This is a genomic window from Providencia sp. CIM-Carb-044 (genome assembly GCF_033901115.1).
Classification (GTDB): domain Bacteria; phylum Pseudomonadota; class Gammaproteobacteria; order Enterobacterales; family Enterobacteriaceae; genus Providencia; species Providencia hangzhouensis.
In genome coordinates, this window is the sequence record NZ_JAXADV010000002.1 from 523,998 (window position 1) to 550,473 (window position 26,476).

Below are 26,476 nucleotides of genomic sequence, written 5' to 3' on the forward strand. Positions count from 1 at the left end.
TTATGCGATTTAATCTAACTCAAGTAAATATATTAGAAGAAAATACAAAAGTTACAGGCTTGCATATAACTTTGATCGGTGACGACAACTCCACTCATACACTTAAAATGGATATCAAAGGGTTGGATACCATGAATATGAATTTAAGAGACATAGAAAAATATGCTATTAAACAACTTAAACATAGCTTTGAACATTGCTCTAATGGTTGAGGCTTATTACCTAGCTTAGGTAATAATAAGTTTTATTGCCATATAAATAAAATTTTTTACTATTCATCTAGGTCTTGAAGGATTTTGTATATTTCTTCCGCATAATTTTATGCAGCATATATTTCAATTATTTTCACCTGCATCAAAATAAATCACCCAACTTATATCAAATTTTCAATCAACTTCAACTTAACTCTTTATAATATTGAGTTCTGCATCGCTATCATGTTATCTCAATAGATTGTTTATATTTATTCTATTATACAATGAGTTAATGCTAATATATTGTCTATACTTCTTGTTAAATTTTAACCAATCAATAAGATCCCCATGCAAAATAAAAATACCAATTCAGTTGAGCAAGCTATCCTGGTATACCTTGTCAATTCTTTCACACAAAATAATTCTGGTGGTAACCCAGCAGGTGTTGTCCTCAACCCGCCAAAACTCAGCACTTCACAAAAAATTGCTATTGCGCGGCAGGTCGGTTTTTCAGAAACTGCATTTGTCTATAACGGCGAAGAAACTGATTTTATAGTAGATTTCTATACTGCTGAAGGTGAAGTTGATTTTTGTGGTCATGCCACATTAGCTGTGTTTTCTACTTTAGCTTCACTTAAGCAACTTACTGATGGGCTTTACACTCAAAAAACCAAAGCAGGTATTCTGAGCGTGTCTGTTAGCCCAAATAACATCGTTATGGAGCAAACACTACCAACCTTACGCAATGGGCCCAGTATCAATGAAGTAGCAACAGCCCTTGGCATAACTAACGAAGTTATTGCTGAAACAGGCTTACCTATCATGATAGTTTCAACAGGGTTACCCGACATTATTATTCCAGTTAAAGCTGGTCATTTAGATTTGCTACAGCCTAATTATGAGGCAATAGCAAGGCTAAGTCGTGAATTCAAAGCTATCGGTTTTCATGTATTTGAGCTAAACCATAACTCTTCGACCACAGCACATTGTCGAAATTTCGCACCGCTCTACGGAATAAATGAAGAATCAGCAACAGGCAGTGCTAGCGGAGCCCTTGGCTGCTATTTGGTCAATTATGTTTTACCAAATGAAACTCATTTTTTGTTTGAACAAGGTCGTGCAATGGGATGCCCGTCATTAATTCAAGTAACAATTAACTCGCAAACAAAAAATATTATTCAGGTAGAAGTTGGTGGTCAAGCTGCTCTGATGGGTACGCAAATAATTCATATTTAGCCAGAAATACAATATGCTCAGCCATAGGTTATGATTTAATCATCTAATAATACAATGAGGCTCACACATGCAAGATTGGAACCCAGACTTGTACCTACAATTTAAGCGGGAAAGAACTCGTCCATCATACGACTTACTCAGTCATATTCATGTCTCTAACGCATGTAATTTAACTGATTTAGGTTGTGGGCCCGGTAATTCAACTCAGATACTTCGTGAAATGTATCCATTAGCAAGAATAATGGGAGTTGATAATTCTCCCGCTATGTTAGTTGAAGCGAGAAAGAATCTTCCTGATTGCCAGTTTACAGAAGCGAACATCGCAACCTGGGTTCCTGAAACCAAGCAGGACCTTATATTTGCCAATGCATCCTTACAATGGTTACCTGATCACAAGGTATTATTTCCTCACCTAGTTAACCAACTACAAAGTGGCGGTATTTTAGCCATTCAGATGCCAAATAATTGGAATGAACCCACACATGCTTTAATGCGCAAAGTAGCCAATGAGCAATCCATTTCTGCGATATATAGAACAGCACTTTTATCAATAACTGAATATTATGATTTGCTTTCAGCAGCTACCTGCTCTGTTGATATATGGCAAACAACTTATTACCACGTCATGCCATCTATTGATTCAATCATTGATTGGTTAAGAGCAACAGGGTTGAGGCCTTACCTTGAAAACTTAAATAAAAAGCAAAAAGAGCAATTTCTCGCACGTTATCATGAATTATTAACAGAAACTTACCCAAAACAAGATAATGGCTATGTTTTAATGCCATTTCCTCGATTATTTATCATTGCTAAAAAACTTAACTAGCTAGTATAGAAACTTTCCCTAAGGATGGGGTGCAATATAATAAACTGTTATGCTGTTAACTTATAACTATCTTCGATTAACTCTTTGAGTTCACTATCGGTAAGGCTCCCTGGCAGCTTTATCGTAATCCAATGCTCTTTATTCATATGATATGCCGGATAAATATCGTCTTTTAACCGCAATGAGCCAATGAGTTCAGGGGGAGCTTTAAGGTTGACGATATTAACCATCTCTTCATTTTTATTTGTATCTAATTTATTTGATGAAATGCGCATAATAACTGCAAACCATTTTGCGTTATTTCTTCTCCTAAAAACAATATACTCAGGGAACTTCCCCCAAGGGGTCTCAGGATCCACGCCATAATTATGCTGAATATAATCAACCAATTCACTTCGGTTCATGTTATCACTCCAGTTCATTAATGAGCTTCAGCCATATCAGCCATCCTCACTATTGCATTTCTTCTAGTTCACTACCTTTTTTTCAAAAAGCGTGACTTCGGGTTACACAGTATCTGCATATAGTTATACGTTATATATCACTAAAAAGCAGTATAGCTGTATGAATTCCACCATTGTATCCCTCAAGAAATAGTTTCATACTGAAACATAAAGTGAAAATTTAACCTCCATAATTAATCTCCTCAAGTATATAAAATCACTGCCGATACTCTAAATAATTGCGGCTAGATTTAATATAAGCACATTATTATTTACGATAAAATCAGCACATAAGAAAATTTTCCAGATTGTTTTATCACTAGTAAACCAGTTATATTGTAACAAAATATTTCAATTGATAATATTTTATTTCAAAAATGATACAGCGTTGTAAATGATAATATTATTATATGTATAAATTAAATAAGAAAAATCGAATGTAAATACAAAATAAATAAAATACTAAACAATAAGCATAATTTAATCATTGAAGTTAATATTCAAGATACCATAAAAAATGAAACCGCAAATACTCTTATTGCGTGTATTCGCAATTGCCACTTCATTTGCCTTGTAATATTTTAAAAACAAGAAATATCAAATTAATTGTTATTTATCATGGAATTAAGTCCAAACAAAAATAAAATCAAACGATTGATTTTTTCGTATCAATCGTTTATACCGATGAAAAATATTCCATCAAGCGTTATAAACGATTGTACTTAATATTATTATTTGACTAATTTTTATCTCAGAAAATTCTTACTCACTATAGAGGTTAATATGGATCGTGCTATTTTAAATAGCAAAGTAAACATCTTAATTGGAAATTATTTACGACAAAAACGCATTGAAAATGACCTGACCGGAGAAGACATAAGCAAATTACTTCATGTCAGCCAACAGCAGGTTTCACGCTATGAAAATGGTATTAATACTATATCATTCAGCCTAATTTTACTATTTTTAATAAAATTAAATATTAGTGTCGAATCCTTCTTTGTTTCTTTATTAAAAGAATTAGAGAGTGATGGCGAAATTATTAATTTAGGATTGCGTTTATATTCAAATTCATTGCCACGTAGAAATCAATACCTTTATCTGTAAATAAATTTAAATAAAATACTGCGCTAACACCAATATAATAGATAGAAAGATAATAATGAAAAAAACCACACAAAGAAATAAGAACCTTGGTGAATATATAAGAAACATTAGAGTAAATAAAAAAATATCAACTCATGAAATGGCAGATAGTCTAAATATTACAGACAGCCATTATAACGAATATGAAAGTGGAAATACTTCAATTTATGCAGATCATCTAATAATCATATCTAAAATATTTAATATACATATAAACGTATTTTTAAATGTTTATCTGAGAAATTAAACAATATCTCCCGCGTTAGAAGGCTTGCTCCTGCTAGCCTTTTAACCTTCCTCCCATAATTTTCTTTATTCTTAGACTTGAAACTAAGCCATTAAGTTGAGTAAAACTTAGGATTCATCTTCTGGCACTAAACTAACCATAAACAGAACTCATGGTGCTGCTCTGTTCGAGGAACAGACATTGCTAACAGCATTCTATGTGAATGAACGGGGGAGCATGCCAAAGTTAAAAAAGGAATTTGATGAAGTAAATCACACTTTATTGTACTGTACATACCCATATTTAAATTGTGTGTTAACATTAACCCTGTAAATACCTTTCAACTCAACCCGAGGCTTTGATGCTGGAGAATGTAATCATCCGGTAATCAGTTTATCGACCTTTTCAGGCCGAACTGATTATCAATGCGCCGAAATCGAATGCGAACACCGCAGTGTGTTTGCGAATTTTGCACATGATGATTAAACAGGTTTTCCAGTATGAATTTATCCCGTCAGGAACAACGTACCTTACACGTTCTCGCTAAAGGTGGTCGTATCGCGCACGTCCGCGATGCGTCTGGTCGCATCACCGCCGTTGAATGCTACACCCGTGAAGGGCTGTTGCTCACCGACTGCACCCTCTCCACTTTCAAAAAACTCAAAGCTAAAAAACTTATCAAGTCCGTCAACGGTCAGCCGTACCGTATCAACACCACCGGGCTGAATAATGTTCGTGCACAGCTTGATAACCGCTAAGGAGAGCATAATGGATTTCAATACCCTTGATAGGTCGCTCGATTTCATCATGATGACGTTTGGAGAACTGACGGATGCGTGCACCATCATCAGCCGCTGCGCACTACGGCTGGAGCCTGATGATCGGCTACTCACTGAAGTCCATACTTTCGAAGAAGTTAAACGTCAGGGAATAACTGAAGCAAATGGTCATACCACCCGTTTCGGCAGCCAGATGACGGCCTTGAGCAATGACGAGTACTTCAGCCTGCTCGATAATGTCGGATTTACCCTGCTTCCTCCTCCTGAAAGCCACGACTGGCCAGTCAGCGAGACATTTGAAGGAAAGCTATTTGCTCTGCTGGCTGAAAAAGCAAAAAACATAGAGGAACTTCCTCTTAATACTCAACACAATAAAAGGAATTCAGCATTGGATATCCCACGTATTTTTACCATAAGTGAAAGCGAACATCGCATCCACAACCCGTTCACCGAAGAGAAGTACGCCACGCTGGGCCATGTACTACGTATGAAGCCGGATGCTCGCATTCTTGACCTCGGCAGTGGCTCGGGGGAAATGCTTTGTACCTGGGCCCGGGATCACGCCATTACTGGTGTCGGTATCGACATGAGCCAGTTGTTCAGCGAACAGGCTAAACGCCGCGCGGAAGAACTCGGCGTCAGCAGCCGGGTTCAGTTCATACATAACGACGCCGCTGGGTATGTTGCAGAGGAGAAATTCGACGTTGTCGCCTGCATCGGGGCGACATGGATTGCTGGTGGGTTTGCTGGGACCGTCGGGCTGCTGGCTCAGAGCTTGAAGCCGGGCGGATTCATGCTTATCGGCGAACCCTACTGGCGTCAGCTACCAGCAGCGGAAGAGATAGCTCAGGCCTGTGGCGTTAACGCAATAGCTGATTTCCTGACGTTACCTGAACTTATCCGCGCTTTCGACGGCCTCGGCTATGACGTAGTGGAAATGGTGCTGGCAGACCAAGAAGGCTGGGACCGGTATGAGGCCGCGAAATGGCTGACCATGCGCCGCTGGTTGGAAGCTAACCCTGACGACGACTTTGCCGCAGAAGTCAGGGCCGAGCTAACGGTCTCGCCGAAACGTCACGTGACTTACACGCGGGAATACTTTGGCTGGGGTGTGTTTGCACTCATCGCCAGGTAACAACAGACTCCCGGTATTTTTTGGAAATACCGGGGCTTCTTCTTTGCATTGAACAAATGTATTGTTCTGCTCCCTATAAACTGGATTACAAAGGATACAAGCTATGTCTATTGTTAAGGCAGAGCAGAAAATTATATTCAATTTGGCTCTGTGTCCTAGTTGTGTCAGGCCAAAAAGCAAAGTCCATATTGTTTGTGTTTCACAGCTCTTCTCCCTGCTTTCTTTTATTTATTCAGCAATACATTTAAAACGCTCAGCCCATTTCTTAGCTTTTAACCACTGGCAATTCATCAAAGTTTGTTGTGTAAGCAGGCGATAACATTTCTCTTTTCATTTTGTATCCGCTATCGCCGCCCTTACTAGCAAACCACACTTTACCCTGCCCGCTCTTATTAATGGCATCTAATGTTTTCATTAACTCATCATTATTACGAAATGGTTTTTGTGTTGAAAACATATCAAACTGAGTAATATCTGAATCGGTAAAATCAGATAGTATGATGCCTGCTTTATAATACCGGTAACCGTCACGCCAAATAGTATTTAACCCACGCATTGCTGCATTGATAATATCCCTGGTATCACTGCTGGGGTATACTGATGGAATCAATTGAGTATTGGCTTGACGCACTTTCACAGTTAACTTCGTTGCTACCTTCAACTGATTGGATTGTAAATATTGAAGACAGCCCTGCCAGTTGGGTCAATGATCGCTGGGTAATGCAATGAAATTAGCCCAAGGACGGGCTAGACAGAAATTAACACTAACTATTTATCTTACTGCTTAAAGCACTCAGATTTTGCTTTATCGTACACCTCGGCCCACTCTTTTCTATCTAAAGTCGGTGTGTTTAGTACAATCGTGGTTACCTGCCAACCTGCATAGCCATCCTCGTATGCAAGTAAACCAGTTACATAAGGACTATTATAGGTGAATGACATTTCATCTGGCGTGTTGCTCTCGTTGGCTTTTTCTTTATAGCGGCTTGTGAGCTCAGCCCGCACATTTTTAAAATCCTCATCAATAGCTTTTTTATCTTTTGATGATTTGCTATAGCTAACCTCGTTCAATCCTATGAACTTATCGCCTGACCTTGGAGTAAAGAACCCTAATTCATACACCCAACTGCCTGTGTGTTCTTCATTAGCCTTAATTAGTTTTAACTTGCTTATTGGGCAACTAACTTCCTCACTAACAATGATGTAATTGCCAGAAATACTTTCTTTGACTTCATCTACCGATGCTTGCCATTTAAACCCGAATGGAGCGGTATCTTTATTATTTTCAGCAACAGAACCAAAGCACGTCATCATTAGCAAACTAGCAACTACGTATCCTTTCATCTCACCATCCCATCAATTAGTTTCAGTAATGTTAGCCTAGCGAGGATGCAAATTGAAGCAAAGCACACTTTCAGATTATGTATTTAAGTGATATTTTATTTTCACTAATTCAATAAGGATGACTTTATGGGTGTAGAATTTCATATTACTCGTGCTGAATGCTGGTTTGATAGTGAAAGCAGTCCAATCAGTAGCGATGAGTGGCTAGCGCTTGTTGAACAAGACCCAGAGCTAAAAATAAATGCTATTAACGGTGAGTTTAACGCTTTATGGTTCGGTAATAGCACCTACGAAGAACCTTGGCTTGACTGGTACGAAGGTAGGATTTATACCAAATGGCCTGATACTGCCCTCTATATAAAAATGCTAGAAATCGCCAAAAAACTACATGCTAAAGTAATGGATGATGAATGTGGTATTTATGATAAACCCGAGTCTTGGATATATCCTTAATCGATGCTCATAACAAAAAAACTGCCGAAGCAGGTTAATCATTAGGGCTTAGGTTGCTAATTAGACTTTTAGCTTTATCGCAGTATTCTTCAATATTTGGTATTTCCTTATACTTCGGGTCATCTGCTTTTAACTTACAGCCCATGCTAGCTTCGCCTTGGGAATAAGCCAAAGCAACCATGTTATCAACTAAACGCTTACAAGTACGTATGTTGCCATGTTTTTCAAACGCACCACATAGAAGTGCTTTCTGTCGATTAATACTTGCCGCCATATCTGGCACTACATCATCTTCTGTAATTTCAGGCCGTTCATTAGCGCCAACACTCGCAATGCTGACAAATGAGCTAAACGAAGCTAGACCTAAAAGCAATACCACCAATCCCTTTTTCATACATCACCACATTTAAGCTAAGTACGTAAATTCTAGGATAGATGCAAGCTTCAGGCAATAAAAACCGCTGAATTAGGCCAGCTAGACTTGTCATTTTTAAAGTATAAGAAAATATGATATTTTGCGCCCTACCAAAACACTAAAATATTAATTATTCTCTGAGACTTCTAATGAAAAAACTTTTACTTCTCCTACTAATCCCTATGCCACTTTTTGCTCAAAATTACCTTTGGGATGGGAATTCTGTGCATGAATATAGTCAAGCAAGGGAGCGTCTAATGAATGACACTCTGTTAGATGCTAACGATGTTGTTAAATCGGGTATGTACTCGGGCTATATTGCGGGAACATTTGACCTTGGTTCAGGCATTCTTTTCTGCCCACCACGTAGTGTTACTTTGAACCAAGCTATGGATGTTGCGGCCAAGCACCTAAAGAATTCACCTGAAGCTCGTAACAAGCAAGCAAGTCATCAGGTAGTGGATTCATTTATTAGTGCATGGCCATGCCCGAAGAAATAAGGTCTGTGGGTGAGGCCCCTCTACTTAGGCAATAAAAAACCCACCGAAGTGGGTTTAGCTGTTAATACATTAGTCAATATTGTAAATTCTATCTTTGCTGATAATGTTTACTATATGGTGACATGAGTCCATTGATAACTTCCTAGGCTCCCATTTAGCGATATCCGCTTGAGATAAGCCTTCTGCACTCCACGGGATTATACCGTTGTACCCACAGCCAGCCTTTGATAGCACATCAATGAATTTTTTTTGGATGGTATCATAGATCCTTACTTCACCAATACTGGTCATGCCAGACACCCACAACGAACCACCACCTATAGTTTGTAAGTTATCACATACTATATATTCATGCTTCAGTAACAAGCACTTATAAACATTACGAGCTACGCCACCAGCCTGATAATCATCAAGAATAGCCACGCCCCTAATTTGCTTACCTGTCTTTATCGCTGAACCATCAAAAAAAGTGAAGTCATTATAAGCAACACGCCCAATTAAAGTATCATCTTCTTCCGCGTGCATTCCTAACTCAAGCAGCTCACCAATGATATGTTCATCAGAAAATCGGTGACTTCTCAAAAACTCAGCATGGTCTGCATAAAAACCTTCAGTAGTACAACCTAATGCGACAATTTTAGAGTAATAATGAAACTCGCTGCCAGTAAGAGCGTATTCCGTGATTTTTAGTAAATCGCCCTCAACAGTAAGATAATGGAAAGACTCTATCTCATCTTCTCTTTCACATTCTGGCTTTCTATTCAGATCCTTTGAGTAACTACTGGTAAAGTTTGGAGCCATTCCATTCTCACTATCTTATTAATGGACAGACAACTTCTGATAATTTGACATGTAACCAAGAATTGAAGATTTAATTTTTTCAATCACATCAGTTATGCTTTGATTTAGTTCTGGATATTGCGTGCTAGGGTCAACGACTATATTAATCTTTTTTTGGCGATATGATAACTCAGCAAAAGGAACAATTTCATATTCATCGCTTTTGTTATCATTTTCGATAGTAACAATAAACAACTGTCTATTCGGATCCTTTCTCATACTAAGGCGACGAACAGAGAAAAACTTTTCAGTATTATCATCAAAAAATGTATTAACAAGTTCTGTTGCATGGCTAATTGTTTGTACAGATCTGGTATGTTCAGTTCTCATATAGCCCCCTTGTTAGTTTAGATTAATGACATTTTGACGGGTAATTAAGCAATATGCTTAAGATAGCTGCGATCATATTAAAGTGTTTAAGCTAACTTAACAACCCCAGTTGTATGTCATATAGACATTTATAAGCGTTTATAAGAGTCTATAAGCGTCTTGAACATGGTGGTTCAGCTTTCGCTCTATTTTTATGGAGCAATTCTAAAGCTTTTGACTCCATCAGTTGAATATCATTAAATACGGCCGCTTTATTTTTGATGTTAAGCAAATCCATAACCTGAAATGGCAAGAGGATAAGCATCAATGATTCATCCTTAAATCATTGATGCTCTATGTTTAGCTATTCCATTAGCAGTAGTTCTTAGCCTTTTTTGAAACTAGGCTTGCCATTTTTAGCCCGCCATTCTTTGACTGTTTTTAAAATTCCGACTGGAGAATCATCGGCTCCATCCTCTGGGTAGTAAATAAGATCACTTCCGCTTGGATGCTCTGTTACTTTTTCAAAGTGAGTCACAAACTTAATTTGTTCTTCCTCACTTGCTGTATCTGCATTACAAATAATTGTTAATAACTTTAAAAATTCAGATTCTGTATAATCAGTAATATTATTTTTTAGTTCCATTCTTATTTACCTCTATGGATATCAATATGTCTTTTCGGGGTCGTAACTCTTAAATTGTCCATGTTATAGACTTCTCCCCCTTCACTAATTGGGTTGTCATGGTGCAACTCATGTACCTTTCTACCACCAACTTGATCTTTTTTCCTAGCAAAAGGCGAGTATCCTTTAGAAACAAGAGTTTTATTATTCTTACTAAGGTTTTTAATCAATTCTGGAAATTTTGATATCTCATCCCAGATGGCCTTCCTGAACTCATCAAAACTGTTGAATTTCTTACCTCGTAATTTATTAGCTACTTGCTCAGGAATAGGAGCACCATTTTTCTTTACTGGCATCATTAAGCCATTTATCGCCAACTTTTTTGCCTTTTCCTGTAGCAGTGCCAGGCTTTTTACGCTTCTCTTCTTTTTCTTTTTTATCCTTCGCTTTCTTTTCTTTAGCTTCGGCTTTTTTCTTTTTCTCTAAAGCTATGCCCAGCTTTCTCTCTGCTTCTTTAATTGCTTTTTCAGCGTCTAAAAGTCGCTCTTTTGCTAATGTGAAACGCTCTACAATAGACTCATAAATTTCCGGATCATCAATTAGAACTTCAGGTTCGCTACCATCATCAGTCTCATATCCATATACGCTAGCAATACTCAAAATGTTAATAACATAATCTTCAGGATTACGATTGAGTAAATATGACAATGCTTTTTGATTATCAATTTTTTCAATATATTCAATACCAAATACGCTAGAAATTACCTGACTTGACTGTTTAATTTGTAAAGGATTTTTACTCACATCAGTTAAAGCACCGCCTTCCGGAGAGCTTTTAGTTTTATCGAGTTCTCTTTTTGCTGTCTGAGTGTCTGAGCATCTACATCTGCTTGTGATAACTCGCTACTTGCTTGCTTCCAATCTAATTCTGCAGCTTCAGCTGGATATAAAGCACGCCAATCTCGGTTAGCTTCTCAATCAGTTGTTTTTCTTGTGCAGTCGTTGGATTCTTCGATATTGAAATATAAATTGGCGCATGGTCGCCACCAAAATCAACAATCCCCTGATATGTCTCAGACGTTACACTCGGAATAACCGATTCTGGCTTAACATTGTCATAAGACGGTGTTTTAAACGATGCACTCGGCTTTTTATCCGTCATTTCAATCTGTAATGCCGGTTTACCTGGTGCAATTTCAACAGAATAAATGCGGGTTAACATGGCCAGAAAGATCAGCACCTTCATTTCATGAACAACGTTCTTTATCGGAAAGACTCTATCGAGAACAAGGTATCAATATTCAGAAACTTCTTGGCCATAAGTCACAGAAAATGACCGATAAATATCATGATGACCGAGGAAAAAATTGGCAGGTTTTAGCTATAAAATAACGATTGTTTTGTAGCCTGTTTTGCAGAAGAGTTTTGCAGGGGTTTTGCAGAAGAATTTTTCTAGGCAAAATAAAACGGGAACTATTAAGCTCCCGTTATTAATCACACCACGTAATAAATTACATGTGTTTAATGATAGCGTCACCGAACTCGCTACATTTCAGTAATTTAGCACCTTCTAATTGACGTTCGAAGTCATAGGTTACAGTCTTAGCTTCGATTGCGCCTTCCATACCTTTAACGATTAGGTCAGCCGCTTCAGTCCAACCCATATGGCGCAGCATCATCTCAGCAGAAAGGATGATAGAGCCTGGGTTAACTTTATCTTGGCCTGCATATTTAGGTGCAGTACCGTGCGTTGCTTCAAATAATGCGCATTCAGAACCAATATTCGCACCTGGTGCAATACCGATACCACCGACTTGTGCTGCTAATGCATCAGAAATGTAGTCACCATTTAGGTTCATACACGCGATAACATCATATTCAGCTGGGCGCAGCAGGATTTGTTGTAAGAAAGCATCTGCAATAACATCTTTAACAATGATATCTTTGCCTGTTTTAGGGTTTTTAATTTTAACCCATGGGCCGCCATCTAATAATTCACCGCCGAATTCCTCTTGTGCTAATTGGTATCCCCAATCTTTAAATGCACCTTCAGTGAATTTCATAATGTTACCTTTATGAACTAAAGTCACTGAATCACGGCCGTTATCAATAGCATATTCAATTGCTGCACGAACTAAACGCTTTGTGCCTTCTTCTGAACAAGGTTTAATGCCAATACCACAGTCTTGTGGGAAACGGATTTTAGTCACACCCATTTCATCTTTCAGGAATTTAATAACTTTGTCTGCTTCTGCACTACCCGCTTTCCACTCAATACCCGCATAGATATCTTCAGAGTTTTCACGGAAAATAACCATATCCGTCAATTCAGGTTGTTTAACTGGGCTTGGCGTGCCTTTGTAGTAGCGAACAGGACGTAAACAGATATACAGGTCAAGTTGTTGACGTAGTGCAACGTTCAAGGAACGAATACCACCACCAACAGGAGTTGTTAAAGGACCTTTAATTGAAACACGGTAATCACGGATTAAATCGAGGGTTTCTTCTGGTAACCAAACATCTTTACCATAAATTTGTGTAGATTTTTCACCGGTGTAAACTTCCATCCAAGAAATTTTGCGCTCACCGTTGTAGGCTTTTTTAACTGCCGCATCAACCACTTTTAACATTGCTGGTGTAACATCGATACCAATGCCGTCACCTTCGATATAAGGGATAATTGGGTTGTTCGGAACGTTTAGTTTGCCTTTTGCATCAATGGTAATTTTAGCGCCTTCTGCCGGAACTACTACTTTGCTTTCCATTAACCTCTCCTTTCACTTGCGTATTTTGCTTGTTAATTTTTTGTAAGAGACGTGTCAATACTACTTCAATCTGCGTCGAACGCCAATGATTACTCATCTAAGCTTCAATGCCGATCGCATTTAACGTACTGTTTTATCTTGTAAGTTAATCAAATAACTATTTATAAACACTGTTAAATCAATAAATTAATTTAAGCATTCCATTATTAGAAATAAATCAAACCACGATGAAAAGTTGTCAACGACGCATTTGAGCGAATGACTTAACTTTTGTTAAAATATTTTCCTAACAACAAATAATACTAGCAAGTTAACTCAAATTAAAAATACGTTCCGCTCACACTATCGTCATCCAAATAAACTCATATGTACTTATTTTTAAATGAAAAATTGTTTTTATTGATTTAAATGCTTTTAAAGTTGTTAATTAAATATTACATCGCCATGAAAAATACGTTCTAGGATCAAACCGCTAAATCTCCTACACTAGATAGGATAAACCGCCATAAATTAAAACTAATAAATTCTCATTGAATGACCATGAACAGACCGAACAAAAAATCAGTTCCGAAAAAAAATCGTTACTCGCCAACCTCTACTGCGTTAAAGCATAGAACTAAGCGGATTTCGGTTAGTTCGCAAACATCAACTAAAATCATTTTATTTAACAAACCCTTTGATGTTTTACCTCAATTTACTGATGAACAAGGCCGCGATACATTAAAAAAATATATTCCAATCACCGATGTATACGCAGCAGGACGTCTTGATAGGGACAGTGAAGGTCTATTAATTTTAACTAATGATGGAAAACTACAGGCTCGTTTAACGCAACCACAGAAAAAAACAGGAAAAATATACTATGCTCAAGTAGAGGGTATTCCCAGCGAAGATGCATTGCTAAAATTTCGGCGAGGATTAACATTAAATGATGGTCCAACGCTCCCCGCAGGGATCGAACTAGTTGATGAACCAGAATGGCTATGGCAAAGAAACCCGCCTATACGGGAACGTAAAAATATCCCGATCAGTTGGTTAAAAATCACCTTATATGAAGGACGTAATCGGCAAGTCCGTCGTATGACGGCAAATATAGGTTTTCCAACACTTAGGCTAATTCGCTATCAGATTGGTGAATTTAATTTGGGAAATCTTTCAGTTGGCGAATGGAAGGAGATAACTGTTGTTTAAACCTAATGTGACTGTAGCAACTGTTGTGCATGCTCAAGGCAAATTTTTAGTCGTGGAAGAGTTGATAAATGACAAACCCACTTGGAATCAACCCGCTGGGCACTTAGAAGCTGGTGAGACGATTTTGCAAGCCGCCGAACGTGAATTACTAGAAGAAACTGGAATCAAAGCCACACCAACACAATTAATTAAAATTCACCAATGGATTGCCCCAGATAAAACCCAGTTTATCCGCTTTTTGTTCGCCGTAGAACTTGAATCCATTTGTGAAACACAGCCACAAGACAGTGATATTAGCGAATGCCACTGGCTGACCGCCCAAGAAATTATAGATAGCAACTGCCTGCGTTCACCATTAGTGGCTGAAAGTTTACGCTGTTTTCTCACAGGAAAACATTATCCTCTCGACATCTTAACAGCTTACGGCGATCATTATCGTTAAGCACTAAACTTTTGCTTGGTGAAGATTTCACCAAGCAATAATATTCCCCTCTAACTCTGGTGTAATGCGGGAACAACATGCTAAAGTATGGGGCTTGATTTTTCCGCAGTGAGATATTTCCATGTCAAATAATAGTACCATGTCAGATAACAGCCAAAAAAAAGTCATCGTCGGTATGTCCGGTGGTGTTGACTCCTCTGTATCCGCTTACTTGCTACAGCAACAAGGGTATCAGGTTGCTGGTCTGTTTATGAAGAATTGGGAAGAAGATGACGACACAGAATATTGCTCAGCTGCGGCTGACCTTGCCGATGCGCAAGCCGTGTGTGACAAACTGGGTATTGAACTTCATACCATTAATTTCGCTGCTGAATATTGGGACAATGTCTTCGAACATTTTTTAACTGAATATAAAGCTGGTCGCACACCAAACCCAGATATTCTCTGCAACAAAGAAATCAAATTTAAAGCTTTCTTAGAATTTGCTGCTGAAGATTTAGGCGCAGATTACATTGCCACTGGTCATTATGTGCGTCGCCGTGATATCAATGGTAAAAGCCAATTATTACGTGGCTTAGATGGCAACAAAGACCAAAGTTATTTTTTATATACCCTGAGTCACGAGCAAGTCGCTAAAAGCCTTTTTCCAGTTGGTGAGCTCGAAAAACCTGAAGTACGCCGTATTGCCGAAGAAATTGGCTTAGTTACTGCGAAAAAAAAGGACTCCACAGGGATTTGTTTCATTGGTGAGCGTAAGTTTCGCGACTTTTTAGGCCGCTACTTACCTGCTCAACCCGGCCCTATCGTCACTGTCGATGGCGAAACAATTGGTCAACATGAAGGTTTGATGTACCACACCTTAGGTCAGCGTAAAGGTTTAGGTATCGGTGGTACAAAAGAGGGCTCTGAAGAACCTTGGTATGTTGTCGATAAAGACGTTGAAAATAATATTCTTATCGTTGCTCAAGGCCATGAACACCCTAGGTTAATGTCTGTTGGGTTAATTGCTCAGCAATTACATTGGGTTGACCGTAAAACAATGACTGAACCACTACGTTGTGTAGTAAAAACACGTTATCGTCAAGCGGATATCCCTTGTACGATAACCCCATTAAGTGATGATCGCATTGAAGTTACATTTGACTACCCAGTCGCGGCTGTCACTCCAGGTCAATCCGCCGTATTTTATATCGATGAAGTCTGTCTCGGTGGCGGTATTATTGAAGCCCGTATTCAGGAGTAAATGTGGCAAAAAACTATTACGACATTACGCTTGCTTTAGCGGGTATCTGCCAAGCAAGCGCGATGGTTCAAAAACTCGCACATGAAGGTGTTTGTCTCGAGAAAGACACTGAAACCATGGTCAATTGCCTCACCAATATGAATCCAAAATCAACTTTGGATGTATTTGGTAATGATGCCGAAAATTTAAAGACCGGTCTCAATGCCATGTTAGGCATGTTAACAGGCGGTAATAGTGGTTTATCCGCTGAAATGACACGTTATATGTTAAGTATTATGGTACTTGAGCGCCGTCTTAATAAAAATCAAGAAGCGATGAACCAACTTGGTCAACGTATTGAACAATTTGAGCGCCAAGCTGACTATTTTGAACCGCTCTCTGAAGGTGTGTTTAACGCACTTGCGGGTATTTACGTCGACGTAGTCAGCCCTGTAGGACCTCGAATTCAAGTCACTGGTTCCCCAGACATTCTCAAAAATACACTCGTTCAAGCAAAAGTTAGAGCCACTTTGCTCGCAGGTATTCGCTGCGCAGTGCTTTGGCAACAAGTTGGTGGAAGTCGTATCCAACTCATGTTCTCTCGCAATCGTCTGGCTAATCAGGCGAAAGATATTTTGTCTCACCTTTAAATCTGGAGTTGCTACCAATGGAATTATCCTCACTGACCGCTGTATCCCCGATTGACGGCCGTTACGGTGATAAAGTCAGCGCTTTACGCACTATTTTTAGTGAGTTTGGTTTACTGAAATTTCGCGTACAAGTTGAAGTTCGCTGGCTACAAAAACTGGCTGCAACCGCTCAAATCAAAGAAGTTCCTTCATTTGACGCTGACGCAATCGCTTACTTAGATGAAATTGTCGCGAACTTCTGTGAAAAAGACGCAATGCGTATCAAAGAAATTGAACGCACAACCAACCATGATGTGAAAGCTGTAGAATATTTCCTAAAAGAAAAAGTAGCCAACATCCCTGCTCTTCATGCAGTTTCTGAATTTATCCACTTCGCTTGTACTTCAGAAGATATTAATAACCTTTCGCACGCATTAATGCTGAAAACTGCTCGCGAAGAAGTATTACTGCCACAATGGCGTCAAATTATTGATAAAATCAAAACAATGGCTCATGAGTACCGCAATTTGCCGTTGCTATCGCGTACTCACGGCCAACCTGCAACGCCTTCCACCATTGGTAAAGAGTTTGCCAACGTTGCTTATCGTTTGGAACGCCAATTCCGTCAGCTGCAACAAGTTGAAATTTTAGGTAAAATCAATGGCGCAGTTGGTAACTATAATGCACACATGGTCGCTTACCCTGAAGTTAACTGGCACGAATTTAGCGAAACCTTCGTTACGTCTTTAGGCATCCAATGGAACCCATTCACCACGCAAATTGAACCTCATGATTATATTGCTGAGTTATTTGATTGTGTCGCTCGTTTTAACACTATCGTGTTAGATTTCGACCGTGATATTTGGGGCTATATCGCATTAAATCACTTCAAACAAAAAACAATCGCTGGTGAAATTGGTTCTTCTACCATGCCACACAAAGTGAACCCGATTGATTTTGAAAACTCTGAAGGTAACTTAGGGTTAGCAAATGCCGTCTTAGGTCATTTAGCGAGCAAGCTCCCTGTTTCTCGCTGGCAGCGTGACTTAACGGACTCGACTGTATTACGTAATCTCGGTGTCGGCCTAGGTTATGCATTGATTGCTTATCAATCAACCATGAAAGGCTTAAACAAATTAGAAGTTAATGAACAGCATTTACTGGATGAATTAGACCAAAACTGGGAAGTGCTAGCTGAGCCTATTCAAACTGTAATGCGCCGTTATGGCATTGAAAAACCATATGAAAAACTCAAAGAATTGACCCGTGGCAAACGCGTTACCGCTGAAGGGATGAAACAATTTATTGATGGTTTAGATTTGCCAGAACACGAAAAAGTGCGTTTAAAAGAAATGACACCGGCTAACTATATCGGTTACGCTGTCACTTTTATTGACGAACTAAAATAGTCTCAATATTTTCAAAATGGGCGGCTTCTAAGTCGCCCTTTTTAATTATCATTCTGAATTCCCCGTTCTATTCCTTATGCTAAATTATCTAGAGATAAATATAGATAAAATATTTTTCCGGTTCGTTTGATTTATATTTACTTAATCTCTTGTCGTTATTCAGAACTCTTTTTACCATAGCGTAACTAGTGCTACTATTTGAATCAGTTGTAGCTATCTCTTTTCAATATGAGGGTTTCCGATGCGTATTCTTATTGTCGAAGACAATGCGTTACTTCGCCACCATTTAACCGTACAGCTTAAAGATCTGGGTCATCAGGTTGACTCCGCTGAAGACGCAAAAGAAGCTGACTATTTTTTACACGAAAGTTGCCCAGATATTGCGGTTGTCGATTTGGGCTTACCTGATGAAGACGGGCTTTCCATGATAAAACGCTGGCGTGGCGAGCACGTCAATATTCCACTTTTAGTATTGACGGCTCGGGAAAGTTGGCAAGAAAAAGTACAAGCCCTAAACAGTGGTGCAGATGACTACGTGACGAAACCTTTCCAACTAGAAGAACTGGTCGCCCGTATGCAAGCTTTAATGCGCAGAAATAGCGGTCTCGCTTCCCAAGTACTCGAATTAGGTAATTTCGTTATTGACCTCTCACGTAAAGAATTTACAGTTAATGGTGAAACCGTCAAACTAACTGCTTTTGAATACACCATTATTGAAACGCTGCTCCGCAATAATGGTAAAGTGGTTAGTAAAGACTCGTTAATGCGCCAGCTTTATCCAGATGCCGAACTTAGAGAAAGTCATACTATCGATGTTTTAATGGGCCGATTACGCAAAAAAATTCAACAATTCCATAGTGATGATGTAATTGTTACTGTACGCGGCCAGGGTTATCGTTTTGATGTGAATGGCTAATATGTGGCTAAGTAAATTTAAGTTCAACCCCCTTTCGCTACGAGCACGTTTTCTTTGTGCAACATCAGCGGTGATTTTGGCTCTCACCTTATCCTACGGTATTGTTGCAATTTTGGGGTATTTAATTAGTTTCGATAAAACGACTTACACCTTATTACGTAGCCAAAGTAACTTAATTTATAGCCTAGCCCAATGGCAAAATAATAAAATTGACATCCGAGTCCCACCAAATTTTACTTTGAATAACCCAACTTTGGTTATTATTTATGATGAACAAGGACTTGTGCTATGGCGTCAACGTGATGTGCCTAGCGTTGAACGGCTGATCCGTAATGATTGGCTAAAAAAAGAGGGCTTATATGAAATTGATACGGATATCCGTGAAACCCGCCAACTACTAGACGATAACCCCGAATTCAATACCAAGTTAGATGACATGGATAACGATGACGAACCGCTGACTCATTCCGTGTCCGTCAACCAATATGCAGCAAGTGAAAACCTGCCCCCGCTCACCATCGTCGTTGTAGATACTCTACCACAGGACTTACAAAATACCGGGTTAGTTTGGGAATGGTTTGGCTATGTGTTGCTGGCAAATTTAATCTTAGTCATCCCATTATTATGGCTAGCCGCCTACTGGAGTCTACGGCCAATCAAATCATTAGTATCACAACTCAGTAGCCTAGAAAAAGGTGAACGGGATACACTGGACGAGAACCCACCGTATGAACTTCGCGGCCTAGTACGCAACCTTAATATTTTGCTAACAAATGAGCGAAAACGCTACAGCAAATATCGCACCACACTTTCTGATTTAACACACAGTTTAAAGACACCTTTAGCTGTTTTACAGTCGACATTGCGGCTACTTCGTTCAGGCAAACAAATGAACATTGAACAAGCAGAGCCTATCATGCTTGAACAAATTGGCCGTATTTCTCAACAGGTGGGTTATTATTTACACCGCGCATCAACGCAAGGTGATGAAAACATGATGCTACGTGAAATTTCATCTGTCCCATCAATACTAGATAGCCTTGCAAGTGCCCTACATAAAGTTTATCAGCACAAAGGTGTTTCTATAACGGTTAATGTTTCTCCTGAAACAACATGGCTGGGTCAACCCAATGATTTTATGGAAGTGATGGGTAATTTCATGGAAAATGCGTGTAAGTATTGCCTTGAATTTGTTGAAGTTAGTGCTGTTGTAGGTGCTGATAGCTTAACATTAGTTGTCGATGATGACGGCCCAGGGGTGCCTGAAAGCAAACGTAGTTTGATCTTCGTTCGAGGGCAACGCGCAGACACCCTTCGCCCAGGTCAAGGTTTAGGCTTATCTATTGCAGTGGATATTATCGACCAATATGACGGGGAAATCATAATTAGTGACAGCCCTCTTGGCGGAGCGCGTTTATCCGTCACATTTAGGCAGCAATCTATGATTGAAGATAGTTAATCTGTGATATGTGTCCGTTTACCCCCTATTTTACAAACCATTTCCGGTATACTATTTGTGAAGTGTTTTATGAAAAGTAATTTAGGGTAACTGATTGGTTTACTCTCAAGATAAACCTTTACTATATGTTTCTCATAAAGTTTATTTAACATCATACCATTACACATATAGGTCATTTTGTAGTATTGAGACCGGGTATATTGCAATAAACTGATTAGCTATATTTAGCAGCTCCAAGGGACAATAAGATGGATTACAAACTAAATCTCGACTGGCAAAGTTTCCTCGACAGTCACTGGCAGAAGCGCCCACTGCTTATCAAAAAAGGGTTTGCAAATTTTATTGACCCTATCTCGCCTGACGAACTTGCAGGTTTGGCGATGGAAGATGAGGTTGATAGCCGTTTAGTTAGCCATAAAGAAGGGATTTGGCAAGTTGGCCATGGCCCATTTGAAAGCTATGACCATCTCGGTGAAGAAAATTGGTCTATTTTAGTTCAGGCTGTTGACCATTGGCATCACCCAAGCTCTGCGTTGATGAAACCATTCCGTGTACTTTCAGACTGGCGAATGGACGATTTAATGATCTCCTACTCGGTCCCCGGCGGTGGTGTAGGTCCTCACCTCGACCAATACGATGTATTTATTATTCAAGGTGAAGGCCGCCGTCGTTGGCGCGTGGGCGAAAAAATCCCAATGAAACAACATTGCCCGCACCCTGACTTACTGCAAGTACAACCTTTCGATGCCATCATCGACGAAGAAATGGAACCCGGCGATATTTTGTACATTCCGCCTGGGTTCCCACATGAAGGCTACGCCATTGAACCTTCATTAAATTACTCGGTTGGCTTTCGTGCACCAAATACTCGTGAATTAATCAGTAGCTTTGCCGATCACTTAATTTCTAACGATTTAGGCAGCTACCGCTATAGTGACCCTGATTTATCATTCCGTGATAACCCCGCGGAGATCTTGCAAGGTGAACAAATTAAGCTGCGTGAGATGATGGAATCACTCATTAATGACCCTGAGCTCTTTCGCAAATGGTTAGGTGAGTTTATCTCCCAATCACGCCACGAGTTAGACATTGCGCCACCTGAACCGCCTTATGAGCAAGAAGAAATCTATGATTTGCTAAAAACTCAGCAAGAAACATTATACAAATTAAATGGTCTCAGAGCATTACGCGTTGGCGACCAATTTTTTGTTAATGGTGAATGCTTGGAAACTGAGTGTTATGAGGCCGCTGATAGTTTATGCCGCTATGATGCCGTTAATAGCGAAAATTTAGCTGATGCCATTGATGATGTTAATTTCATCGCACTGCTTACTGCGCTCGTTAATAATGGTTATTGGTATTTTGATGATTAATCGGTACTGATAATATTAAATTTATATTTGTGAAAAAGGCCCATTCATTATGGGTCTTTTATTAAAAATAATATTATTAGTATGATATGGCAGCACCCTCCTGACCATCAATTGAAAACCGCTGACTACAATTAACACATCATTATTAATAACTAAATTATTTATTTTAATATATATTATATCCCGCTAGCACCTACTCGCAATATGTCCCCTTCTTGCCCGTAAGCACGCAAAGATAAAGCACATTATTTGATTCAATTTTAAACTGTTTTGACTTCACCGTCGCCAGTCACGCACAGCGTTAATTGTCCCTTTTAAAGATGATAACAACATGAACATAGAAACTCTTTTGGCTTTATCATTGTTTTCCTTTGTGACATCCATAACTCCAGGCCCAAATAATATTATGTTACTTGCTTCAGGTATTAATTTTGGATTTAGAAAAACATTACCTCATTCATTTGGAGTATCAATTGGTTTTCTTATTATGTTAGTGGCAGTAGGGCTCGGTGTAGGTGCATTGATTCAATCATCCCCTATGGTTTATTCGATATTAAAATATTTTGGAATTATTTATTTGTTCTGGCTTGCATGGAAAACCACTATTAGCCATTCAATTGCACAGACAAATAACCAAGAAATTAAACCACTAACCTTCTTAGAAGCGGCGTTATTTCAATGGATAAATCCTAAAGCCTGGATGATGGCAGTCTCTGGAATGGCGATGTATACCAATACAATTTCACCTTATTTATCAATGTTGCAAGTCGCTGTCATATTTGCAGCCATCAATTGGCCATGTGTTGCTATCTGGGCTATGTTTGGTAGTAAATTAAGAGAAAGGCTAAAACAACCTAAGATATTAAAGCGCTTTAATTTAGTCATGGGAGTTTTACTGGCACTTAGTGGTATTTCTGTATTATTTCAATAACAACAGTAAGAGTGCTGACAAACATATTATGTTTAGCGGCAAGTCGAATAGGTTTTGAAAATAAATTAGGAAAATCAATTTATTGATTTTCGGCTGATAACACAAAGTGGGAAAAACCACGCTTTTATCCCACTTTGTCAACAACCTCTCTTACTTCTCATAAAATATCACGATTGCCGTGCGTGAATGGCCGTTAGCTCCGCAATACGCATAATCACACTAACAGCCTGCTCCATACCTTCTTGTGTTATAAACTCATGTTTACTATGGAAATTATAACCACCTGTGAAAATATTTGGACATGGTAAACCGCGATGTGAAAGCTGTGCACCGTCGGTACCACCACGGACAGGTTGAATAACTGGTTCAATGCCACAATCAAGCATTGCTTGTTTCGCTAATTCAATAACATGTGGGTACTTCATGACCTCTTTATGCATGTTATAATAGGTATCATCAAGTGTCAGTTCGATATAACAGCTTGGGTGCAGCCCTTCGCCAACTTTTTCAGCAATTCGAATTATATTTTTCTTCCTAGCTTCAAAGCCTGCTAAGTCAAAATCACGAATAATATAATTCAACTCGGCCTTTTCAACTGTACCTTTTAACGATGTTAAATGATAAAACCCTTCATACCCTTCTGTATTTTCAGGTGTTTCATCAGGTGGTAACATCGAATGAATACGGTTCGCTAGCCCTAATGCATTCACCATTACGCCTTTAGCTGTACCGGGATGAGTGTTATTGCCAACAATTTTAATGGAAACATTAGCCGCATTAAAATTTTCATACTCTAATTCACCAACTCCACCACCATCGACGGTATAGGCCCACAATGCATCAAATTGTTTAAAATCGATATGGCGAGCCCCGCGTCCTATCTCTTCATCAGGGGTAAATGCAAGACAGATTTTACCATGAGGAATATTTTTTTCCTTTAAACGTACGAGGGCTGTGATTATTTCTGCAATACCCGCTTTATCATCGGCACCCAATAAAGTTTTACCATCTGTCATGATCAGCGTTTTACCAATCATTTCATGGAGTACCGGAAACATCACAGGGGATAGCACTTCATCACCAATACCTAACGCAATATCCCCTCCTCGATAATTTTCGAGGACTTGTGGACTCACATTTTTACCTGAAAAATCAGGCGCTGTGTCTAAATGTGAAATAAAACCAATAGTAGGAACATCCCAATCAACGTTTGACGGTAAATAAGCCATCACGCAACCTTGATCGCTTAGCGTTATTTTTTCAAAACCTAACTCATTCAGTTCATTAACTAATGCACGAGCGAACTTTAACTGTCCTGCACTGCTGGGTACTGTTTTTGCGTTTAGCTTTGATTGTGTATCGAAAGCGGTATATTCAAAAAACCGCTCTAAGAGTTTGTCCATACCCTTCCCCCTAAAATATCAATGCCTATATTATGGGAAAGATCACAGATTCAATTATTGTCTCAAATCAGCTTTCCTGTTAATGCTCACTATTTTTTATGATAAATCTTTAAAGAAATTTATTTTTTAGCCTATCTTTTACAGGTTGGCTATTACTGCAGCAATCAATACCTATAATAAATAAGGGTAATAATCAAATTGTATTAATTATTCGATTATTATTTATTTGTTACCTAAAAGCACACCATTTGGTTAAATATCATTCATCCACTACACTAATCATCAATCATTAAATTGAAATAGTATGCTATATATGAAGCCTTATTATTTTATTTACTAGCTAATAATAAACAAAACAAAATTTTACTCGTTTATAGGAAAATTCATGTCAAAAACATGTTTAATTTATGGTGTTAGCAAAGGATTAGGTAAGGCATTAGTCGAAGGATTCCCTGAAAATACAGACCATATTTACGGTGTTTCTCGCTCAAAACCCCCTTTTGAGCAAACTAATTTTACGTGGATCCCTGCTGATTTAAATGACATTAATAGCGCGAATTCCATTAAGTCTGTTATTCAGAGTCAACCTATTCATACCTTAATTTATAATGTGGGTATATGGGAGAAACTCGCTTTTAGTGAAGAGTACCAATTTGAATCGACTGATGACATAGAGCTGCTGAATATGGTTCAGACTAATATCAGCGCCTGTTTATTAAACTTAAAAGCACTGTTACCCAATTTACGTTTAGCGAAAAATAGCAAGATTATATTGATTGGTTCCACATGGGGTTTAGATAATCATAATGGCAAGGAAGTCACCTTTTCTGCTACCAAATATGCCATCAGGGGAATAGCTCAATCGTTAAGAGAAACATTACGGGAAGATAAAATAGCGATATCGGTTATAAATTTAGGTTATTTAGCAACTGAGTATCCACTCACTACCCCAGTTGACGAAGTCATTGAAAAAAGTCATGGGCAATTGATCCCATTACAAGACGTTGTCAATGCCGTACGCTTCATCGCCAATACGAGCAATGCAACCTGCGTCAAAGAGATTACGATGCCAGCCATGATGGATACAAACGTCTAACCTATAAGAGGAAACAATACGTTTCCCCTTATAATGTTATGTATTGAAAGCTTATTCCGCGGTATTTTTAACCTGTAACTCAGTAATAAGCTTATTGATATATTCAACAACGACTTTGCTGGCTAAACCATAGTGTTTTTCATCGAACTCACTTTCCACTTGGCTAGGCTCTAAATTCAGTTCGACCGTATGTGCCCCATGTAATTTAGCTTCATGAACAAAGCCTGCAGCAGGGTACACATGGCCAGAGGTTCCAATAGAGATAAAAATGGTCGCAGATTCAAGGGATTGATAAATATAATCCATTCCAATTGGCATTTCACCAAACCAAACAATATGGGGCCTCAGCGGCTGAGGGAATTGGCAACAATGACAGCGGTCATCGACCGATAAATCCCCTTTCCACTCCAATACTTGATTTGACCAATTACAGCGAACTTTTAATAGTTCACCATGCATATGGATAACCCGCTGGCTTCCCGCTCTTTCATGTAAATTGTCTATATTTTGTGTAATTAACAAAAAGCGGTCACCAAAAATCTCTTCAAGCTGTGCAAGTGCATAGTGAGCAGCATTAGGTTTAATATTTTCTTGCTGTAACTGCCGACGTCGCTCATTATAAAAACGTTGTACTAATTTAGGGTTACGTTCGAAACCTTCAGGCGTTGCCACATCTTCAACGCGATGCTCTTCCCATAAACCATCCGCAGAACGGAATGTTTGGATCCCAGATTCGGCTGAAATACCTGCTCCTGTTAAAACGACAATATTGACATTTTTCATATTACCCAATCTATTATCTATATAAAAAGACCGGTTACGAAGTCGCTGGCGGCGTATACATTTATTCTTACGAGCTTTTTTCAACCTATAACGAAATCGCAACATCAAAGCTTCCTTTCATCCATATAACCAATAAACTTATATCATGTTAAATATTAATTGTTTTTATCATGTCATTACGACACAAACTTATAAACGCTGATTGTTTGGAATTTTTAAAATAATCAAGCTCCAAGTATATACTTTATTGGCATACTAACTATTTCCTTACCAGCACTGATGACATTATCTAAATGTTAACATACTAAAACGCATCATCTTGCTGAATGCAAATAAAAATATCAAAGGCATCGATTTTGTCACTTTTTATTCATAAAAACGACACT

Annotated in this window: 31 protein-coding genes and 2 pseudogenes; 20 read left to right on the plus strand and 13 right to left on the minus strand. The window is 38.8% G+C overall.

The window, feature by feature from the left end; translation table 11 throughout:
- The first annotated feature begins 2 nt into the window (after positions 1 to 2).
- The 3 genes from SJ312_RS05710 to tam all read left to right on the plus strand — a co-directional run bounded on the left by SJ312_RS05710 (position 3) and on the right by tam (position 2,256).
- Complete coding sequence (locus tag SJ312_RS05710; protein WP_004253420.1) at positions 3 to 212, plus strand: hypothetical protein; 210 nt, start codon at positions 3 to 5, stop codon at positions 210 to 212.
- A 330-nt stretch (positions 213 to 542) separates the two neighbouring features.
- Entirely contained in the window at positions 543 to 1,430 is an 888-nt protein-coding gene (locus SJ312_RS05715) for a PhzF family phenazine biosynthesis protein (protein ID WP_319867165.1), read from the plus strand.
- Between the two features lie 67 nt (positions 1,431 to 1,497).
- A complete protein-coding gene (gene tam / locus SJ312_RS05720) occupies positions 1,498 to 2,256 on the plus strand; it encodes a trans-aconitate 2-methyltransferase (protein WP_153673352.1) in 759 nt (252 codons plus the stop codon).
- 47 nt (positions 2,257 to 2,303) lie between these two features.
- Here tam and SJ312_RS05725 read toward each other — a convergent pair whose 3' ends face one another.
- A complete protein-coding gene (locus SJ312_RS05725; RefSeq protein WP_165119709.1) occupies positions 2,304 to 2,660 on the minus strand; it encodes an MmcQ/YjbR family DNA-binding protein in 357 nt (118 codons plus the stop codon).
- Positions 2,661 to 3,482: 822 nt separating this feature from the next.
- Between SJ312_RS05725 and SJ312_RS05730 the strand changes: the two genes are divergently transcribed.
- From SJ312_RS05730 to SJ312_RS05745, 4 genes and pseudogenes are all read left to right on the plus strand, one after another.
- On the plus strand, positions 3,483 to 3,806 hold the full coding sequence (locus SJ312_RS05730) for a helix-turn-helix domain-containing protein (RefSeq protein ID WP_004253408.1): 324 nt from the start codon (positions 3,483 to 3,485) through the stop codon (positions 3,804 to 3,806).
- A 55-nt stretch (positions 3,807 to 3,861) separates the two neighbouring features.
- Positions 3,862 to 4,092, plus strand: a complete 231-nt coding sequence (locus tag SJ312_RS05735) for a helix-turn-helix domain-containing protein (protein WP_096863878.1) — start codon at positions 3,862 to 3,864, stop codon at positions 4,090 to 4,092.
- 479 nt (positions 4,093 to 4,571) lie between these two features.
- Complete coding sequence (locus SJ312_RS05740; RefSeq protein WP_071585852.1) at positions 4,572 to 4,829, plus strand: YjhX family toxin; 258 nt, start codon at positions 4,572 to 4,574, stop codon at positions 4,827 to 4,829.
- A 40-nt stretch (positions 4,830 to 4,869) separates the two neighbouring features.
- Positions 4,870 to 5,985, plus strand: a pseudogene (locus SJ312_RS05745) (SAM-dependent methyltransferase); the annotation flags it as partial.
- Positions 5,986 to 6,250: 265 nt separating this feature from the next.
- On the opposite strand, the gene SJ312_RS05750 reads toward SJ312_RS05745, so the two are convergent.
- Entirely contained in the window at positions 6,251 to 6,622 is a 372-nt protein-coding gene (locus SJ312_RS05750; RefSeq protein ID WP_226616959.1) for a DUF4113 domain-containing protein, read from the minus strand.
- 140 nt (positions 6,623 to 6,762) lie between these two features.
- Complete coding sequence (locus SJ312_RS05755; protein ID WP_110591820.1) at positions 6,763 to 7,329, minus strand: hypothetical protein; 567 nt, start codon at positions 7,327 to 7,329, stop codon at positions 6,763 to 6,765.
- Positions 7,330 to 7,455: 126 nt separating this feature from the next.
- On the opposite strand from SJ312_RS05755, the gene SJ312_RS05760 reads away from it, so the two are divergent.
- Complete coding sequence (locus SJ312_RS05760; RefSeq protein ID WP_096863875.1) at positions 7,456 to 7,782, plus strand: hypothetical protein; 327 nt, start codon at positions 7,456 to 7,458, stop codon at positions 7,780 to 7,782.
- Positions 7,783 to 7,816: 34 nt separating this feature from the next.
- Here SJ312_RS05760 and SJ312_RS05765 read toward each other — a convergent pair whose 3' ends face one another.
- Positions 7,817 to 8,176, minus strand: a complete 360-nt coding sequence (locus SJ312_RS05765; protein ID WP_004253383.1) for a hypothetical protein — start codon at positions 8,174 to 8,176, stop codon at positions 7,817 to 7,819.
- A gap of 278 nt (positions 8,177 to 8,454) precedes the next feature.
- On the opposite strand from SJ312_RS05765, the gene SJ312_RS05770 reads away from it, so the two are divergent.
- A complete protein-coding gene (locus SJ312_RS05770; protein ID WP_036957627.1) occupies positions 8,455 to 8,697 on the plus strand; it encodes a Rap1a/Tai family immunity protein in 243 nt (80 codons plus the stop codon).
- 69 nt (positions 8,698 to 8,766) lie between these two features.
- On the opposite strand, the gene SJ312_RS05775 is transcribed toward SJ312_RS05770, so the two are convergent.
- The 6 genes from SJ312_RS05775 to SJ312_RS05800 all read right to left on the minus strand — a co-directional run bounded on the left by SJ312_RS05775 (position 8,767) and on the right by SJ312_RS05800 (position 11,717).
- Entirely contained in the window at positions 8,767 to 9,498 is a 732-nt protein-coding gene (locus SJ312_RS05775; RefSeq protein WP_094960453.1) for a hypothetical protein, read from the minus strand.
- 18 nt (positions 9,499 to 9,516) lie between these two features.
- Positions 9,517 to 9,867: a hypothetical protein gene (locus SJ312_RS05780; RefSeq protein ID WP_004253374.1), complete on the minus strand. Its 351-nt coding sequence runs from the start codon at positions 9,865 to 9,867 to the stop codon at positions 9,517 to 9,519.
- Between the two features lie 364 nt (positions 9,868 to 10,231).
- Entirely contained in the window at positions 10,232 to 10,492 is a 261-nt protein-coding gene (locus SJ312_RS05785) for a bacteriocin immunity protein (protein ID WP_094960452.1), read from the minus strand.
- Between the two features lie 2 nt (positions 10,493 to 10,494).
- The gene (locus tag SJ312_RS05790; protein WP_319867170.1) at positions 10,495 to 10,827 is read right to left on the minus strand and encodes an HNH endonuclease; all 333 of its coding nucleotides are present in this window, start codon (positions 10,825 to 10,827) and stop codon (positions 10,495 to 10,497) included.
- Positions 10,793 to 11,275, minus strand: a complete 483-nt coding sequence (locus SJ312_RS05795; RefSeq protein ID WP_319867172.1) for a hypothetical protein — start codon at positions 11,273 to 11,275, stop codon at positions 10,793 to 10,795. Before SJ312_RS05795 ends, SJ312_RS05790 begins: the two co-directional genes overlap by 35 nt.
- A gap of 118 nt (positions 11,276 to 11,393) precedes the next feature.
- Positions 11,394 to 11,717 carry a colicin-like bacteriocin tRNase domain-containing protein gene (locus SJ312_RS05800; protein ID WP_140172509.1) on the minus strand — a complete coding sequence of 108 codons (324 nt, stop codon included), beginning with the start codon at positions 11,715 to 11,717 and terminating at the stop codon, positions 11,394 to 11,396.
- Here SJ312_RS05800 and SJ312_RS05805 point away from each other — a divergent pair.
- Positions 11,672 to 11,863 (plus strand): annotated as a pseudogene (locus tag SJ312_RS05805) (integrase); the annotation flags it as partial. The gene SJ312_RS05800 and the pseudogene SJ312_RS05805 sit on opposite strands and share 46 nt — an antisense overlap.
- A 119-nt stretch (positions 11,864 to 11,982) precedes the next feature.
- On the opposite strand, the gene icd reads toward SJ312_RS05805, so the two are convergent.
- A complete protein-coding gene (gene icd, locus SJ312_RS05810; protein WP_004253371.1) occupies positions 11,983 to 13,236 on the minus strand; it encodes an NADP-dependent isocitrate dehydrogenase in 1,254 nt (417 codons plus the stop codon).
- A gap of 540 nt (positions 13,237 to 13,776) precedes the next feature.
- Between icd and rluE the strand changes: the two genes are divergently transcribed.
- The 9 genes from rluE to SJ312_RS05855 all read left to right on the plus strand — a co-directional run bounded on the left by rluE (position 13,777) and on the right by SJ312_RS05855 (position 22,808).
- Complete coding sequence (gene rluE, locus SJ312_RS05815; RefSeq protein ID WP_319867175.1) at positions 13,777 to 14,427, plus strand: 23S rRNA pseudouridine(2457) synthase RluE; 651 nt, start codon at positions 13,777 to 13,779, stop codon at positions 14,425 to 14,427.
- Positions 14,420 to 14,869: an NUDIX hydrolase gene (locus SJ312_RS05820; RefSeq protein WP_319867177.1), complete on the plus strand. Its 450-nt coding sequence runs from the start codon at positions 14,420 to 14,422 to the stop codon at positions 14,867 to 14,869. The genes rluE and SJ312_RS05820 overlap by 8 nt, the downstream gene beginning before the upstream one ends.
- Positions 14,870 to 15,008: 139 nt before the next feature.
- Positions 15,009 to 16,112, plus strand: a complete 1,104-nt coding sequence (gene mnmA, locus SJ312_RS05825; RefSeq protein WP_319867248.1) for a tRNA 2-thiouridine(34) synthase MnmA — start codon at positions 15,009 to 15,011, stop codon at positions 16,110 to 16,112.
- Positions 16,113 to 16,114: 2 nt separating this feature from the next.
- On the plus strand, positions 16,115 to 16,741 hold the full coding sequence (hflD, locus tag SJ312_RS05830; protein WP_319867178.1) for a high frequency lysogenization protein HflD: 627 nt from the start codon (positions 16,115 to 16,117) through the stop codon (positions 16,739 to 16,741).
- A 17-nt stretch (positions 16,742 to 16,758) separates the two neighbouring features.
- On the plus strand, positions 16,759 to 18,129 hold the full coding sequence (gene purB, locus SJ312_RS05835; RefSeq protein WP_110591827.1) for an adenylosuccinate lyase: 1,371 nt from the start codon (positions 16,759 to 16,761) through the stop codon (positions 18,127 to 18,129).
- A 241-nt stretch (positions 18,130 to 18,370) separates the two neighbouring features.
- Complete coding sequence (phoP, locus tag SJ312_RS05840) at positions 18,371 to 19,045, plus strand: two-component system response regulator PhoP (RefSeq protein WP_004253350.1); 675 nt, start codon at positions 18,371 to 18,373, stop codon at positions 19,043 to 19,045.
- Position 19,046: 1 nt separating this feature from the next.
- Complete coding sequence (gene phoQ, locus SJ312_RS05845; RefSeq protein ID WP_319867180.1) at positions 19,047 to 20,504, plus strand: two-component system sensor histidine kinase PhoQ; 1,458 nt, start codon at positions 19,047 to 19,049, stop codon at positions 20,502 to 20,504.
- A gap of 248 nt (positions 20,505 to 20,752) precedes the next feature.
- Positions 20,753 to 21,877: a cupin domain-containing protein gene (locus SJ312_RS05850; RefSeq protein ID WP_004253337.1), complete on the plus strand. Its 1,125-nt coding sequence runs from the start codon at positions 20,753 to 20,755 to the stop codon at positions 21,875 to 21,877.
- A 331-nt stretch (positions 21,878 to 22,208) separates the two neighbouring features.
- Complete coding sequence (locus SJ312_RS05855) at positions 22,209 to 22,808, plus strand: LysE family translocator (RefSeq protein ID WP_110591829.1); 600 nt, start codon at positions 22,209 to 22,211, stop codon at positions 22,806 to 22,808.
- Positions 22,809 to 22,975: 167 nt separating this feature from the next.
- Here SJ312_RS05855 and pepT read toward each other — a convergent pair whose 3' ends face one another.
- Positions 22,976 to 24,211, minus strand: a complete 1,236-nt coding sequence (gene pepT, locus SJ312_RS05860) for a peptidase T (RefSeq protein ID WP_004253330.1) — start codon at positions 24,209 to 24,211, stop codon at positions 22,976 to 22,978.
- Positions 24,212 to 24,596: 385 nt separating this feature from the next.
- Here pepT and SJ312_RS05865 point away from each other — a divergent pair, with 385 nt between their 5' ends.
- Entirely contained in the window at positions 24,597 to 25,307 is a 711-nt protein-coding gene (locus SJ312_RS05865; protein WP_004253328.1) for an SDR family oxidoreductase, read from the plus strand.
- Positions 25,308 to 25,358: 51 nt separating this feature from the next.
- On the opposite strand, the gene cobB is transcribed toward SJ312_RS05865, so the two are convergent.
- The gene (gene cobB / locus SJ312_RS05870; protein WP_110592593.1) at positions 25,359 to 26,192 is read right to left on the minus strand and encodes a Sir2 family NAD+-dependent deacetylase; all 834 of its coding nucleotides are present in this window, start codon (positions 26,190 to 26,192) and stop codon (positions 25,359 to 25,361) included.
- Positions 26,193 to 26,476: the final 284 nt, after the last annotated feature.